At 51.5% G+C, this 15,481-nt stretch carries 10 protein-coding genes and 2 pseudogenes; 6 read left to right on the forward strand and 6 right to left on the reverse strand.

Translation table 11 applies throughout. From position 1 onward, the window contains the following. The first annotated feature begins 52 nt into the window (after positions 1 to 52). From virD4 to ASB66_RS23995, 5 genes are all read left to right on the forward strand, one after another. A complete protein-coding gene (virD4, locus tag ASB66_RS23975) occupies positions 53 to 2,053 on the forward strand; it encodes a type IV secretion system ATPase VirD4 (protein WP_060716586.1) in 2,001 nt (666 codons plus the stop codon). A 102-nt stretch (positions 2,054 to 2,155) separates the two neighbouring features. Next, complete coding sequence (locus tag ASB66_RS23980; protein ID WP_070149665.1) at positions 2,156 to 4,669, forward strand: virA/G regulated protein; 2,514 nt, start codon at positions 2,156 to 2,158, stop codon at positions 4,667 to 4,669. Positions 4,670 to 5,091: 422 nt separating this feature from the next. After that, positions 5,092 to 5,280 (forward strand): hypothetical protein, encoded by a 189-nt coding sequence (locus tag ASB66_RS23985; protein WP_060716588.1) that lies wholly within the window; start codon positions 5,092 to 5,094, stop codon positions 5,278 to 5,280. A gap of 13 nt (positions 5,281 to 5,293) precedes the next feature. Beyond that, positions 5,294 to 6,895, forward strand: coding sequence for a VirE2 family protein (locus ASB66_RS23990; RefSeq protein WP_060716589.1), 1,602 nt, complete (start codon positions 5,294 to 5,296; stop codon positions 6,893 to 6,895). Between the two features lie 67 nt (positions 6,896 to 6,962). Next, positions 6,963 to 8,780, forward strand: a complete 1,818-nt coding sequence (locus ASB66_RS23995; protein ID WP_060716590.1) for a hypothetical protein — start codon at positions 6,963 to 6,965, stop codon at positions 8,778 to 8,780. Here ASB66_RS23995 and ASB66_RS24000 read toward each other — a convergent pair. The 5 genes and pseudogenes from ASB66_RS24000 to ASB66_RS24020 form a co-directional block, all read right to left on the reverse strand. Continuing rightward, positions 8,777 to 9,058: a hypothetical protein gene (locus ASB66_RS24000; RefSeq protein WP_060716591.1), complete on the reverse strand. Its 282-nt coding sequence runs from the start codon at positions 9,056 to 9,058 to the stop codon at positions 8,777 to 8,779. The two genes, ASB66_RS23995 and ASB66_RS24000, sit on opposite strands and share 4 nt — an antisense overlap. Before the next feature lie 290 nt (positions 9,059 to 9,348). Continuing rightward, positions 9,349 to 10,161: an IS21-like element helper ATPase IstB gene (istB, locus tag ASB66_RS24005; RefSeq protein WP_060716592.1), complete on the reverse strand. Its 813-nt coding sequence runs from the start codon at positions 10,159 to 10,161 to the stop codon at positions 9,349 to 9,351. Next, positions 10,151 to 10,738: pseudogene (locus ASB66_RS24010) on the reverse strand (Mu transposase domain-containing protein); the annotation flags it as partial. The gene istB and the pseudogene ASB66_RS24010, both read right to left, overlap by 11 nt. After that, positions 10,737 to 11,660, reverse strand: a pseudogene (locus ASB66_RS24015) (IS110 family RNA-guided transposase); the annotation flags it as partial. The pseudogenes ASB66_RS24010 and ASB66_RS24015, both read right to left, overlap by 2 nt. A gap of 330 nt (positions 11,661 to 11,990) precedes the next feature. Further along, entirely contained in the window at positions 11,991 to 13,247 is a 1,257-nt protein-coding gene (locus ASB66_RS24020; RefSeq protein WP_081088917.1) for a glycerophosphodiester phosphodiesterase family protein, read from the reverse strand. 604 nt (positions 13,248 to 13,851) lie between these two features. On the opposite strand from ASB66_RS24020, the gene ASB66_RS24025 reads away from it, so the two are divergent. Further along, positions 13,852 to 14,535, forward strand: a complete 684-nt coding sequence (locus ASB66_RS24025) for a RolB family protein (RefSeq protein WP_081088918.1) — start codon at positions 13,852 to 13,854, stop codon at positions 14,533 to 14,535. A gap of 484 nt (positions 14,536 to 15,019) precedes the next feature. On the opposite strand, the gene ASB66_RS24030 is transcribed toward ASB66_RS24025, so the two are convergent. Further along, positions 15,020 to 15,481: amidase family protein (locus tag ASB66_RS24030; RefSeq protein WP_272940010.1), on the reverse strand; the 462-nt coding region annotated here is incomplete at its 5' end.

Consider the following 15,481-nt stretch of genomic DNA (forward strand, 5'->3'; position numbering starts at 1 on the left):
ATCCGCACAACAAGTTGCCCTTTCCGATAGGGGATCGAAGCGTGGTCACGTGATGAATTCAGGCAAGTACACGCCAATACGCCTAGCTATAAGCATAGTATGTTCACTGGTCGCTGGGTTTTGCGCGGCAAGTCTCTATGCAACATTCCGCCATGGCTTTACTGGCGAAGCGATGATGACGTTCAGCGTTTTCGCGTTCTTGTACGAGGCACCACCTTATTTGGGATACGCAAGCCCCATCTTCTATCACGGATTGGCGATTATATTTGCCACCTCCGCGTTCATACTGCTGTGCCAACTATTCCTATCGATGCGCGATCCCGAGCATCACGGAACTGCTCGCTGGGCCGGGGTTGGCGAAATGCGATACGCCGGCTACCTCCAGCGATACAGTCGCATCAAGGGCCCCATCTTCGGAAAGATATGTGGGCCGCGCTGGTTCGGAAGCTATCTAACCAATGGAGACCAACCTCACAGCCTTATTGTCGCGCCAACCCGCGCCGGTAAGGGCGTTGGCGTCGTTATTCCGACATTGCTAACCTTTCAGGGCTCGGTGATTGCTTTGGATGTGAAGGGTGAGCTTTTTGAACTCACGTCGCGAGCGCGTAAATCGAGCGGCGACGCGGTTTTCAAGTTCTCACCGTTAGATCCAGAGCGGCGAACGCACTGCTACAATCCTGTACTGGATATCGCCGCGTTGCCACCCGAGCGGCGCTTTACCGAAACGCGCCGCCTCGCCGCCAATCTTATCACAGCCAAGGGCAAGGGAGCAGAAGGTTTCATTGACGGCGCAAGGGATCTTTTCGTTGCAGGCATCCTGAGCTGCATTGAGCGCGGCACACCCACAATCGGTTCCGTTTACGACCTATTTGCTCAGCCGGGCGAGAAATACAAGCTTTTTGCTAAACTCGCGGAGGAAACCCAAAACAAAGAGGCTCAGCGCATATTCGACAACATGGCAGGAAATGACACCAAAATTCTGACATCCTATACATCGGTGCTCGGCGACGGCGGGCTCAATCTTTGGGCCGATCCGCTGGTCAAAGCAGCGACAAGTCAATCCGATTTTTCCGTTTACGACCTACGTCGGAAGAGGACCTGCATTTATCTTTGTGTCAGCCCAAATGATCTTGAGGTCGTAGCGCCGTTGATGCGCCTCCTCTTTCAGCAGGTTGTGTCAATCCTTCAGCGAACGCTGCCTGTTAAGGATGAACGGCATGAGGTCCTGTTTCTCCTCGACGAGTTCAAGCATTTGGGCAAGCTGGAAGCGGTGGAAACGGCAATCACCACGATTGCCGGTTATAAGGGCCGCTTCATGTTTATTATACAGAGTCTGTCGGCCTTGACCGGAACTTATGATGAGGCCGGCAAGCAAAATTTCCTCAGCAATACGGGCGTGCAGGTATTCATGGCTACGGCTGACGACGAGACACCAACCTACATTTCTAAAGCTATCGGCGAATACACGTTCCAGGCTCGCTCAACGTCATACAGCCAAGCTCGCATGTTTGATCATAACATCCAGATCTCCGATCAGGGTGCTCCTCTTTTGCGACCCGAACAAGTCCGCCTGCTCGACGACAACTACGAAATAGTCCTTATCAAGGGCCAGCCTCCTCTCAAACTCCGGAAGGTGCGATATTATTCCGATTTCATGTTGAAGCGGATTTTCGAAAGCCAAGCGGGTTCCCTTCCCGAGCCCGCATCTTTGATGCTCCCGGAAGACACGAATCTCTTTGGCGACAATCTCAGTCAACGAGCAACTGGCACCACTATGCTAGAGGCGGTGCAGATCGAACCGACAGACTATGGAGAAGCCGATACTTCCCTGAGTAAAACCATGGTTGATGGAGAGGATAGTGTCGCAATTGGGATGGAGGTTTACCCTGGGTCAAACGAAGTTGGTGACATTGGCGAGTGCAGCGGTTCCGCCGCCGCCGAACCTGTGTCCGAGATGCCTCCGGAAATAGCTCCAGCACTATTGGCGCAACGCGAGCTCCTCGAGCAGATCATTTCGCTCCAGCGACGCGGTGAAATTGCGCCTGACACTTGAAATGCGTTGTGACGACATTTCCGATCGAGCCTTGTGAGCGCCGTTAGATGCCAGTTCGTGAATTCATGACCAACGAAGTTTGCAGATTGATGAAACATCGCCATGAACCCGCCGGGAAATTCAAAAATTGGGCTCACCGCGTCGGCTAGATCCTCGCCCGACGTTCACTCCGGAGTTAACCCTGTCCTTCGTCCCAAGGAGTTCAGGAACCGTTGTGCTGGCTCCTCATCTGGCAGTCAAACGGATCGCTGGGAAGAATCATCTGCATCTTTCTTTTACGATGGAATGAGACTGGGCGCTGCAGAGCGGTCGGCATACGAGGCCTGGAATGAAACGGGCCGACCGACGTGGAAAGACCTCGTGCTGAGTGCCCGTCTTAATGATATCGACAGTTCCGCTTGGAATTTCGATGGCAGACAAACGACCTCGTCGGTTTTTGTCTATGAGGGTGTTCCTCTGGGGGAAGGAGAACGACGTGTCTACGAGGAATGGCCGGAGCCCGGACAGCCGGGGTGGCAAGAGCTCGTTGTGAACGCTCGCATTGCAGAACTACACCCGTCTGCTTCAGTTTCGCATGAGCGCGATCCCCCTGAAAGAAGCACGGAGTTCCGGTCCGATGCGCCCAAGCGCAAGCGGAAAGGCTCAATAGACCAAGACGAGAGTGTCCCTGCATCATTTTACTATGATGGGATGAGGCTCAGCTCACCCGAGCGCGAAGTATATGACAACTGGAGCAAACCGGAACCACCTTCGTGGAGAGACCTGATAATAGACGCGCGTCTTGATGCTATTGACAGGTCCGCCTGGTTCCATGAATCGGGAGGCGCTTCGGTCTTTGAGTACGAAGGGATCCCGCTGGGTGAGGGGGAACGCCTGGCATATGAAAGGTGGCTGGAGCCCGCGCAGCCCGGATGGGAAGATCTCGTCGTGAACGCACGCGTTGCTGAATTAAACCAGTCTGATCGGACCTCGTGTGAGAACGAAAGTCTTGAAGCAGGAAAGGAACTTCCACCTGACGAATTGGAGGGCATGTTGGGCTCCCCAATTGACGGTGCGCAGGACGCTCGTGCATCCTTTGTGTATGATGGAGTGACACTCGGAGCGCCCGAGCGTGACGTGTACGAGAACTGGGACAAGCCCGAACGACCCTCATGGGAAGATCTAATCCTGGATGCCCGCCTCGCTGCGGTACAGGATTCCTCGATCTCAAGTTTGGCGCCTGGAGAAGAAACCAACTCAGCTTTCTTTTATGACGGGATTGCGCTGGGAAACGCGGAACTCCGGGCATACGCAAGGTGGAGGCAGCCTGCTCAACCGCGGTGGCAGAATTTGGTGGTGAACGCGCGTTTGTTGGAACTTGACCCTTCGGCTTGGATTCGCGATGAACATGACCCATTTGAGGAAGTCGAGGAGCTCAACTCGCCTTCGCGATCGACTTCCCCAAGTGAGGCCAAGCGCACTTTGGGTAAGCTTGATCTCAATCGACCGGCCCACAGATGTGAAAAAACTTCAAAAGAAACGTGTCAGACAGGGCCCGGGACGTGCCTACGGTCGGAGATGCGGAGCGCAGCTCATGTTGAACTTTCTGGACTGAACGCGTGTCGGGAGAACACAATTGCCAGTGGCCATGCTCTCAATGGCGGAGGCAAGATAAAGAGGCTCGGCTTCAAAAGCCACTTGACTGGAAACGGGGCTCTCCAAGGGCTGAATCCCGGTACGAAAGGAACAGCGTCCGACGAAGGCGGACAAGTTGTTCCGCCAGTCCGATCCAGTTGCCCGAGAGGCGATAATATCGGCACATACGGAAGTCGTAGGAACGAACGGGCGCGGCTCGCTACCGAGACTGGACAATTCGAGTCGGAGCACATTTTTGGCTTTAAGGTGGTCCACGAAGTTTTACGCAGAACGAAAGAAGGCCGTCGTCTCGAAAGGCCAATGCCTGCCTATCTTGAATGTAAAGAGCTTCATCGGCAGCATGTTGGAACTGGATGGAGGCGAAGCGGGCTAGTTGGGCGTGGATGGACAGATGATTCCAGTTATCGCTCAGATCAACGAGCAACCTTGTCAGACCCTGTCGCGTCTGCTGAAGGTGCAGCGGCTTCAAACGGATATCAGTTGAATCAACTGGGTTACGCACACCAACTCGCCAAGGATGGCCTGCAAAGCGTATCGTCCGACAGCGTTACTATGCCAATTCGTGTCGCAACAACCAGCTACAATTATACGGTAAGCCGTGATCCCCTGCTGTCACCTCCCAGCAAAGAGCAAGAGCCGCCAGTGCTTCATCTTGGGCCTCGTGGGCAGACAGAAGCTGTACTCGCGCGCGAGACTGCACTGACCGGACAATGGCCAACGCGCGATCGTGAACGTGAAGTCTATGGAGAGTTCCTGGCCCTGTACGATTTCAAGATGAAACTTGAGACCAGCTCGCTCAGTGTACGGCAAAAGAGAAAGGAACTCGTCTCCGCGTTGGACCGAACCGCCAGTTTGATAGGGGCGGCGCCTTTGAAAGCTCAGTCGCAAAGCGCGGAACACTATAATACGGCTGAGTTGCCAGACGAACGGCGGGAGTATGATCCGCGCGAGCGAGGCCGACGAAGCCTCTTTCAGCGCTGACGGTGGTACAGGAATGACCAACCGATATCTGCAGGCCACCGCGTGCCGATCCTCTCCGGAAAATCGCGTCGAAGATATCTGTGCTTGGCCGTTTGCCCTTTTCGCATGAGAACTACCAGATCGCGCAAAGCTGAACGAGGGTTACAGATGAAACGATAAACCCGTTCAACAATTTGGTCCCGGATGGTAGTTTCGACATGTTGTCGATTTCCATCCGGACTCTGAATTATGCTGCAGGAAAGACCTGCTGGCACAGGAATCCGGAGAGATCAACAGGCTGTCACGACTGGCCATCGGACGACTCGCGCCCCGTGTCGCTGAGTTAATCGGCACCGCCACGTAGAGCAACCGTTCACGAATGACCGTGATTGACTGGAGCAGCAATCAACAGGAGCCGGGCTCTGCCCTGCAGGAGAACAAAAATGGCGATAGTCAAACTCAATCCCAGCAATAGCAGCAATTCCTCGTCGCCCGAGACACATCGAGAAATCCAACAGAAAAAGACCGATAATCACGAACCAAGCGGTTTCACACAGTTGGACCTCGACATGATCGAGCTGGAGAATTTTGTTCATCAGTGCCCGCTTCCCAACGAAGACCTGGCTGACTGAAAGGAGTTCGATAATGAATCCGAACAGTGAAGGCAGTGATGAAAACAGCGTCGTAGTGGGCGTGCACAGCATCGAAACTGCCAATGACGGTTCCACCAAGCGGCAGAAGATAGTCAATTCCGACACGACCAACGATTTCGAGATGGTGAGTAGCCAAGAAACCCACGAGTTTGGCGACCACGGCAGCAGCTCCGCTCAGACTGAAAGCCTCGAGTCCCGTCTGCATGAGACGAGCTCCCACCTTACGCAAGCTGACACACACAATGATTTATCCAGCTTGTTTGCAAACATGGCATTGCCGGGTCACGACCGGCGGCCAGATGAGTATATTCTTGTCCGACAAACCGGAGGTGACGCGGTCGCCGGTGTCACTAAAGGTAACCTCGAACATCTACCGACCAAGGCGGAATTTAATGCGAGCTGCCGTCTCTACAGGGACGGAGCAGGCAACTACTTTCCGCCGCCGCTCGCATTTGAAAGGATTGCCGCTCCGCAGGAACTCGATACAAAATCGCGTTTTCAACACAAGCTGGAAGTGTGGAATCGCGCTCATGCCGAGATGGGTATCACGGGTACCAATATTTTTTATCAGACAGATAAAAATATAAAGCTTGATCAAAACTACAGATTGAAGCCAGAAGATCGGTATATACAAACAGAGAAATATGGCCGCAGAGAAGTTCAAAAGCGCTATGAACACGAATTCCAGGCAGGATCGCTGCTCCCTGACATTCTGATCAAGACTCCGCAAAACGATATCCATTTCGTCTACAGGTTCGCAGGTGACAACTATGCGAATAAACCCTTCGATGAATTCCAACGCACCATAAAGGCCCAATATGGCAACGACACCGAGATCAAGCTTAGGTCGAAGTCAGGTATTATGCATGATTCCAAATACTTGGAAGCATGGGAAAAAGGCAGCGCGGATGTACGCTTTGCCGAGTTTGCAGGAGAGAATCGAGCCCACAACAAACAATTGCCGCTCGCGACGGTCAATATGGGACGGCAGCCAGACGGGAGCGGCGGGATGACTCGCGATCGCTTGGTTAGTGTTGGTTTCCTGATGCACAACGCACCCAATTCCCCCTGGGCGCTAGCGTTGAAAAAGGGAGAATTATGGGATCGCGTTCAAGTCCTTGCTCGCGACGGAAACCGTTATATGACACCTCCCAGACTGGAATATTCCGATCCCGAACACTTCACGCAGTTGATGGGCCGAGTCGGATTGCCCCTTTCGATGGGCCGACAAAGCCATGCGAACACCGTCAAGTTTGAACGGTTTACCGAGCAGGCAGCGGTGATTGCTTCGAATGGCGCGGATCTACGCGACATTCGAGACCTCTCTCCGGACAAAGTGCAGCAGCTGACGGATAAAGATGTGCTCATTGCGGATCGCAATGAAAAAAGCCAGCGGACCGGCACCTATACGAGCGCTGCGGAATATAAGCGCCTTATGATGAAGCTGCCAGAGGACGCTGCCCAACTGCTTGGCGGTCCCGCCGATAAGTATTCACGTGATTTTGTCCGCCCAGAGCCCACTTCCCGACCGATCATTGATAGCCGTCGGAGCTACGAAAGTCGGCCGCGGGGCCAAACTGAAAACAGCCTGTGACTTTGCTACTGCCGCGCCGGCAATGAGACTTGTCACGTCACAAGCATCTGATTGAAAGAGCTTAGTCATGGTCAACATCACAAAGAAAACGGTCGCGAAATCCCCTACAATCGACATGCGCCGCGCTACTCAGCGCCTGGTTGAGCAAATGCGCAACGCGGTGCTTACGGAAGAGAAGGCAATGAAGCGGCGCGGGCGGTTCGAAGCTCCGCAGAAGAAGCAAAAATACGCTGCGGATATTCGGCTCGTCGACAAGTTGGGCGCCAGCTTTCGGGGTGAAATCAGCTATAAACTTCTCGGAAATAAAAGGCTGCGAGTTGACAACGCAAGAGAATTGACGCGCGAGCACGGCCTACTAAGAAAAAACATGAAAGTTTTGAAGCGTAACCTGGAGACAGGAGCGTTTTATTTGAGTCTTCACGAAAGGAAGACGTGGGCAAGTGTTACCAGGCATCAATACGGTGAGGACGGCACTCTTCGTACAAAGCATGTAAAACATAGAGACGGACGTTTTGAGGAAAAATGGGAGCGGGACGAAAACGACACCCTGATCCGTACACGGTATGTCAACCGAGGCAGGCTCAACCGGCGGCTGTTTCAGGCCACGTCCGAAGAGATGACTGCGCCTTACCGCAGTGGACGAGAGAACAGACTTTATCGCAAACTAACCCGACAAGTAGGTTCCAAACGGGAAACATTTGAGCGGGACGACAAAGGTAATCTTGAACTTATCGCTCGCAAAGGACTTGGTTTTTCCAAGAATTCAACAAAATCGGAAGATCACAATACCTCATATACAAAGATTCGGAAACTTGGGGGCACTTTCAGCAAATCTTATAGATCTCTCCTGGACAAGGAAGGTAATGAACTGGGCCGAGATATCTTAAGTCACCGGCGGCTGTTCAATAAGAGATCGGCGATCTACGACGACGCCACAGGGGAACTGAAAGGCACTAAACATACTTTCGGCAAGCTTTATAAAAATGAAGCCGAATACCTGAGCGATCAGGTGATTAAAGTTTCGAAAAAAATACTTGGCGTGACAGTTCAACGGAGGCTGCGGGGGCTAAATGAGCAAGAACACGACGCCCAGACACTGCGCGCGTCAGAGTCCGTCCGTCATAAGCAGGCTTGGCAGGAGCGCGAGGCTGCTTCCAAATTCCCGACTCCAGATCGTCAAGCGAGAGTGGTGACTTTGGACGATAGCCGAGCGTTGCACATTCTCCCGCACCACAATCAAACCGGAGTGCAAGCGGGAACAAGCCTGTCGGAGCCTGTGGAACATCAGTTCTCGCCAACTTATCCGGAATCAAAGGTTCCGGCTCCTCTTCAGTTGGAGGGAATAGAGGGGCAGGGCAAACTCGAGGCATCGTCACACGTGTTATCCGGTGTGCGAGAACCGGCAAAAAAGGTGGATTCTCAGGGCCAGTCGGTGCCGTTAGTGCCGAACAGTCATGCGTTAGATCAAGGACACCAGGAGCTGTTGAACCTCCTGCAGAGTGTGCCAGTCCCGACTCTGCCAGCACATAATGGCGACGGGCTTGGGTACGATAACCCTGGTACATCCTTGCCAGAAAGCTCTGTGGCGGAGAGCTTGGTCCATGAACCTTCGGAGGGGCATGTGGGACGTGATCGCTTGACTAACGCCTCCATCGATCCACAAGCATTATTCGGCGAACCGGAATTGTCGCGCCTTTCAGAATTTAGACCAGCATCTCCCTCGCGAGTCGACCACCTGACAGGCTCGGAACAGGAAGCGTTGCTGAATGAGTTGCTTGGTATACCGCTACCTGTTTCTTCGCAGACGGTCGAACCGCGGGAGCTCAACACTCCTGAAAATTCGCGGAGTCGAGAACGCTCGGCGTCACGAGGTTTTTCACTCTAGACGGATTCACATACCAAGCAGCTCGAGCCTTCCGCCAGCGGAGCTGCGGGCTGAGACCGCCTTGCCAGGCTTGATGCGATAAGGGCCTTGGTCGCCACCATGATCCGTACGCGGTTCTTCCATGCGACCAAGCTGAAGAGCGGCATGTAGTAGAGCAGGTTGATTTCGTCCGGGTTCACCGGGTCAACACCGGTGCCCATCAACTCGGCGTCCACCATTACACTGAACAGATGGGTCTTTCTAATCGCAGATGGGGAGTCAAAATTGTTTTTTTGCATTCCGCTGCCGGGTCTATCGCGGAAAACGCCTGTCGCCCCCTCAAGGAGCTGGCCTTTCCACTGTTTATATGAGGTTTGTCAATCAGGGTTCCGTTAGGGAGGCATCTTGGTTTCTCCGATATGACTGATCCAGATGTGAACCCTTGCGTGACGCGGCTTTTGAGTTAGCCGGATCCAGCTTATATACGGTTGCTGTAGTGAGCAGCAGCACCAACATCCTGCTTTCGACGGACAGGGTGTTGATTTTCACTGAGAACTGACCCCATTTCCACCGAGATTTGACCCGCCATTTAGATATGTTTCGGGTCTGGTGATTTGGTCAAGTCGCTGTTTTTCTCCTTTGTATTTTTCGGTTCGTGGGCGGAGCTGTTCTTGAAGCGGAAGCTGTCGTTTCCGGTTTCGAGGATGTGGCAATGATGAGTGAGCCGGTCGAGCAGCGCGGTCGTCATCTTGGCGTCGCCGAAGACGCTGGCCCATTCGCTGAAGCTGAGGTTTGTGGTTATAACGACACTGGTGCGCTCGTAGAGTTTGCTCAGAAGATGGAAGAGCAACGCGCCACCTGACGCACTGAACGGCAGGTAGCCAAGCTCATCGAGGATCACCAGGTCGGAATGGACAAGTCGATTGGCGATCTGCCCTGAGCGACCTTGCGTCTTCTCCTGTTCAAGCGCGTTGACCAACTCGACGGTCGAGAAGAACCGGACGCGTTTGTGGTGATGCTCAATTGCCTGGATGCCGAGAGCGGTGGCAATATGGGTTTTGCCTGTGCCTGGACCGCCGACCAGCACGATGTTGTTGGCATCATTGAGAAAGTCGCAACGATGGAGCTGTCGCACGAGTGCTTCGTTGATCTCGCTGCTAGAGAAATCGAAGCCGTTCAGGTCACGATAAGCTGGAAAGCGAGCAGTCTTGAGCTGATAAGCGGTTGAACGAACTTCACGTTCTGCTGTCTCGGCTTTGAGAAGTTGTGACAAGATTGGAATCGCAGCTTCAAAGGCAGGTGACCCCTGTTCGGTGAGTTCACCGATTGCCTGGGCCATGCCGTGCATCTTCAGTTGTCGCAGCATGATGACGATTGCGCCGCTGGCTGGATTATGACGCATGGCGCACCTCCGTTGTCTTTCTCAGGGAATCGTAGCGTTCGACATTGGCCTTTGGTTCGTTGGCAAGTGTGAGAGCTTGGGGCGCAGCTATCGTCGGTGGCGTGGAAGATTTACCATCGACCAAGCGATGCAGTAGGTTCAGAACATGGGTCTTGGTCGGAACCCCGGACTTCAAGGCCATATCGACGGCCGAGAGCACAGCCTGCTCGTCGTGCTGGAGGACGAGCGCCAGAATGTCGACCATCTCGCGATCCCCGCCCGGCTTTTTGAGCAGGTGCTGCTGCAGTATTCTGAAGGCTTCCGGAAGCTCGATAAACGGCGCACCATTGCGAAGAGCGCCTGGTTTGCGCTGAACGACGGCGAGATAGTGCCGCCAGTCGTAAATCGTCTGCCCAGGACCATCATGCGAACGGCTGATGATGCGACGGTGCTCGCATATGATCAGACCTTCTGCTGCAACAGCGATACGATCTGGGTAAACCCGAACGCTGACAGGCCGATTGGCGAAGGATGCCGGAACGCTGTAGCGATTACGATCAAAGTGCACGAGGCAGGTCGGGGAAACCCGCTTGGTGTGGCTTTTTGCCGATCATGCGCGACAACCAGGACCCTTCAACCGCCCCGCGCCTTGACGCCCAGCGAACAACGGCTGATGCCCCTATGATCAACAGTCGTCGAAGATCTCGCTGCCCCATCTTCGAGGTCTTGCCGAGCCGTGGCTTGCCGCCAGACGAATGCTGCCGCGGTGTCAAACCCATCCACGCGGAGAAATCTCGACCTCGTGTAAATGTCTCAACTGGCGGCGCTAAGGCTTCGAGCGCCGTTGCGATGACAGGGCCAATTCCGGGAATGCTCATGAGCCGCTTGGCAACATCATCATGCCGAGCCCTCCGACCAATCTCCAGATCAAGTTCCCGAACCTTATCAATGAGTGCCCGCAGCGTCAAAACCAGTGCCAAACAGGGTGCGCGTGCTGCCTCCGTCAAGCTTGAGCTATCATCTTCAACGTGATTGATCAGAACTCCGACATGTGAGGGCCCTTGTGGAACGGTAATTCCAAACTCTGCCATTAGACCACGCAGCGCATTGATAATCTGGGTCTTTTGCCGCACGAGAAGGTCACGTACTTTGAATACCGTCGCCGCAGCCTGCTTCTCCTCACTTTTGACTGCGACGAAACGCATAGTTGGTCGCATAGCCGCCTCGCAGATAGCTTCCGCATCGGCTGCATCGTTCTTCTGGCGCTTGACGAACGGCTTGACGTAAATGGGCGCAATCAGCTTCACTCGATGCCCAAGTTTGGCAATCTCGCGGCCCCAATGGTGGCTTCCGGCACATGCTTCCATCGCCACAACGCAAGGATCGACCTCCGATAGGAAGGAAAGCAACTTCTTGCTCGAAATCTTCCGCCGAAAAAGCACCGAGCCGTCTACGCTGGCCGCATGGATTTGAATTATGCTTTTGGCCAAATCCAAGCCGATTATGCTAACCTTTTCCATGGACGCTCTCCTTTGTAATGGTTTCCAACACAACCATTCTGGCACGAAGATGCCGTTGAGTGGGAGCGTCCACCCCATCGCTCACAGCGACGCGGCGGCGGCAGGATATATTGAATTGTAAATGTATCCAGTCTCGAGAATTATAGACGGATCGCCAATGAATATGATGATAAAATTTGAATATAATTAAAACAATTCTATCTATTTAGTGTAAAGTGGAAATATATGTGAAGCACAGTTTCATTACATTGGGAAAATAAACAGATACATTTCGAAAAAATACATTGATTTGCTAAACCTAATAAACAAATTATTCTGGTTTCGATATTTTTATTCCGACGTTCCTACATCGACATCCAGATGGGGGCTTAGATGAGAAACTTCACGATCGATGCCCTGATTTCGCCATTCCCAGATAGCCATTTCATCTTCAGATCGATCTGAGATTACCCAGTCCGCAATCGTTGCAGAATTTCCTGGTGTTCCTTTTCTCCAACGTATGTGTTTCCGCTCGTCTGTCTCATGAGGTCGAGCCCTGCCTGTGTTAATGTCGATTGAGAACTCAGCCCTCTCGCCGGAATTCAGTAAGGCCGCGAAGTCGTAGCATCTGGTGACCGCAGCGAACTTTAGGTGAGGGCGTTTAGCTTTGATCATTGTATCCTCCTTGACGTAGTGCGCGAGTCTCACTGCAGCTTGATCAGAGTCGAAAGCCAACAAGACATCTTTATCGACAACCCGATCCAACAAATTTCTGGACACTTCGGAGAAAACAACATGTACCGCCACAACCCGCATGTCCTGCATCAGCAAGGAATCAATCCAGGCTTTGCCTGCCAAATACAAATCATCGACTGTGGGTTCACTAACTTGACGCAGACGGGCTAATCGGCAAAGTTCTTCAGGAAAAAGAGCGGGCATCAAAGCGATTGATTTTCTCCAATCAGATGCGGGCTGGGCTGTTAAAACTGCGTCGACAAAGGCACCACCGTCCGGGTATTCAAATGTGTAGAAAAGTACAACAGCTCTTTGATGGTATACCGGTCGGTGGCTAAGCCAAGCCACAATCACGTGAGCCTCGTAGTTCCTGCCGTCTAGGAAAATGGTGGCATCTGGATTAGCCGAGAATACCTTCCCCAATATTTCGTCTAACAAAGGAATATGATCAATGGTTTCACGATACCTATCCTGTATTATCCCATTGGACACCTCTCGAATAATAACAGGCACATTATTGATGTCTGATGAGTGAATTTCATTGGAAAAGTTATCTCCCAGTTTTTCAGACACTCGCCAGGTATTAAGATCATGAGAAACCACAGGGATATTATCTGAAGTTAAACAGACGTCTAACTCGCTCAGATTACGTCCTCCTTGCCCCAGCGCGGCTAACAATGAGCTCGCGGTGCATTCTTGAATGCGGTTCCCTAAATTGAACATTCCTCTATGCTCAATGACCTGTAAGGGCAGGTTCTCCTCGAGCCGCTCTAGAAGCTTTGGGACAGAATGGCGTGCGAGAACCTCAGGGGGAGTGACGTTTTCTGGAAGATCCCAATGAAGCGTCCAAGCCGGCCAAGCGGTTCCTTCCATCTTGTGTGGCCTACGCTGACAAAGCACCTGCGCAAAAAAACGGGACGTCAGGACGCGTCTTGATGAGAAAACAACAAAGCATTCTTACATTCATAGCCATCTGCGAACTAAAGCGGATTGCCGGGAGCAAAATTTGAATTGTTGCGATCTCGAGCTAAAAGTGACAAGCAAAAAACTCGGTGCGACGTATAAAAATACCGGCAAGATATATATTTAAATGATGGATAAAGGCTGACAGTTTTAACTAATAATGTAGTGGGGCTCATTAACCTAGCTGGAATCACTGCCCGCCTAATCAGTCAGTGTCTTATTTTCGGTGTCAGTTTGTCCCCCACTATACGATTAGTTGCGCAAAATACTCAAACTGCAGGCCTCACATCGCGCCGTTGCCGGCGGTTTCACCGAAATGTGGGCCCTACTTTGAAAAATCGTCCACAACATAAATTTGATGAGCTAAAAAACGAAATGCTTCGGTGCGTCTCAATTGATTCAAACCGCAATCCCGTGATTGATGCTATCGGGTAGCCAATATTAAGGGTACTCAAGCACGTATAATAATCAACCTAGACTGATTGACATTCAAAAAAGAACACTCTTGTTCGATATGGATCACAGTCGGCCGATATTCAACGTTATCGACTGCTCGCATATACAAGACCGGCGTGAACTTGAAATCGTCCTACTTGCTACAAGGAGAGCTTATCTTAGGTTTGCACAACAGGATCTCATACCTGCTCAACGCTCCTGGATAGATTCTATCATTGATACCAATGTACCGATTGATCCAGCTATAGACGAAGTGGTCAAGCGCTTTCGCAGTGTTGCTTGCTTGCCAGCACCGGTAGGTATGTCCCTGAATATTGTACTCAATGATTCTCTAATGTACGTTTATTGTTCGTTTCAAGAAATGCGAAGGTATGCATGCGAGCGATTTTATGAGGGCTTTTCCGGCAAAGGCGTGGTCATCTCCACCGTTCCACCCTATTCCCAAGGAATAACAAAAGAAGCTATGAGGTGTTGGCAGAACGAGGTCTGTCACATTACAAACAATGAAAAAAATGATTTGGATGCTTATATTGCTTTCCTTCCGAATACTTCGCTTCAGAACACAAGTTTCTCGCACGTGAAGATCGGCGGCGATGCCTTCCTGGCGCCATCCCGGGCTGACCCTTTCTGTGTTGAAATAGTCGCGGTCGGCAAAGCTCTCTTTCAGGATAACGGCCTGAAAAAGGCACCCAAGGCGGGGTGGTCAATGGCTCTCACCTCCTTGTTGAAGCGCTTGGTCTAATACGCACATCTGTGCGAGCGGGAATGAAGCAAAAGTGTCCGATTGTAACGAAATGTATCGATCCTATGTAATGATAATAAAAGTATGTAGCCTGCATGCAGAGAATCAGTGTATTTTGAATATGTACTTTAATCGCCGATGTCGTATTGTTGTGTGTTTTATGAATAATAAACTATTCTCTATAGATATATCTGGTTAATATTTGGTCTTGAGCCGCAATCTAATCTTTGAGCCGTTCTGGCACTCAAAGCAAATTGTAGGTGCAGTCTATGGAGTTCTCTGATTTAATTTTACTTGGGAATCCTGACTGCTGAATTATAAAATAATTCATGTTCTAATCTGTGAAGACGCATTAACTATAAATTTTATATATCGATTTTTATTATATCAAGCAGATGTTTTGATTTTGGGAACGACAAAGACGAACTGAATATTCTATCAATTTCAAGAATAATTCTAAATGAAGCGCAGATTTGGAAAACAGCTAATTCAGAACATCGGGGAAAGAACGAAAATTTATCGCTTTTTCTAACGCTGCCCCGATTGCTAACAGACGGTGGTCTGAACCCGCTAATCCATCAATTTCCATTCCAACAGGCAAGCGATCAGGTGTAAGGCCGACAGGAAGGCTCAACCCAGGTAGGCCTGCGTTGCTGCTTGGATCCACGTTTCGCACGTAGATCTTGAAAGTGTTCACCATTGAGCCATTGTGGATGACTGAGGAATCCTGACCTATGGCTTTGGCCGCCAAGGGTGCAGTTGGGAAGAGGATTGCATCTAACCGATAGAGTCTGAAGTAGTTGCGATAAGCGGCTTGGAGCCGTGGCCTGAAGGATTGACGCGCCAGTTCATATTCAGCGTTGGAAATTTGATGTCCATCAATTTGTGCATTGACAATGTTCGCTACATCGGGACTACGAATTTCTTTGATAACGTCAGAAAAAGA

The organism is Gillisella vitis (assembly GCF_001541345.2).
Taxonomy (GTDB): Bacteria; Pseudomonadota; Alphaproteobacteria; order Rhizobiales; family Rhizobiaceae; genus Allorhizobium; species Allorhizobium vitis.